Annotated in this window: 1 protein-coding gene; it reads left to right on the forward strand. The window is 58.0% G+C overall.

Features of this window, described 5'->3' with window-relative positions:
• Positions 1-201: 201 nt before the first annotated feature.
• The coding region (locus tag J7355_RS17585; RefSeq protein WP_209065060.1) for an IS110 family transposase at positions 202-915 on the forward strand (714 nt) is incomplete at its 3' end.

Genomic DNA, 915 nt, shown 5'->3' on the forward strand with positions numbered 1-915 from the left:
AGACCTCGTATCTTGACGAAGCCGAAATAAAACAGGACGTTAGTCCTGATGAAGCGGCCGGGCCGGCAGAGGCTGACAAGACTTAAGGCGATATAGCCTGTGGGTCAGATAAGTCCGCCGGCCCGTTGTCTCGTTCATCCATTCCGAAGGGTAACTTAGGCCGCGTCTCGCACTCAGAGCCTGCATACGAGGAAGGACACGATGAATGAGCATGCCGTGGGCATTGATGTCTCCAAGAAAAAGCTGGATGTCTGTGTCGCCGTCGGCGACAAGATCAAAACTAAAGTATTGAAGAACACCGCGGCCAGCCACGCCGAGCTGGATCGATGGCTGGCGCAACGCGACCTGCCGGACAACGTGCCTATCGTGCTGGAGGCCACGGGGCCGTACAGCGAAGCTGTGGCCATCGCATTATCCGATGCCGGTTGGGCCGTGAGCGTGGTCAACCCGGCACGGATCACGGGCTTTGCTCAAAGTGAGCTGAGCCGGAACAAGACGGATAAAGCAGACGCCAAGCTGCTGGCGAAGTTCGCACAGCGAGCTGATCTGGATATCTGGCAGCCGCCGAGTATTGCGGTTCGCGAACTACGAGCTTTGGTTGACCGGCTGCAGGCGTTGACCGACATGCGCCAGCAAGAACTTAATCGGATCGAAGCATTGGACCAAGGCACACCGTCCAGCGTGAGATCGATGGTCGATGAGCACGTAACGTGGCTCAACGACCAGATCGCCAAGATCCAGTCCGATATCGATAACCACATCGACGGGAATCCCGAGCTCAAGCATGACGCTGAACTGATGCAGAGTATCCCCGGCGTCGGTAACCGCGCTTCGGCCCAGTTCTTGGCCTATATCGGCGATGTTCGGCGCTTCAAAAGCGCCAAGGCGCTGGCAGCCTTCGTCGGCGTGACGCCC

Origin of the sequence: Endozoicomonas sp. G2_2 (assembly GCF_017744135.1) — a bacterium.
Taxonomy (GTDB): domain Bacteria; phylum Pseudomonadota; class Gammaproteobacteria; order Nevskiales; family Salinisphaeraceae; genus Salinisphaera.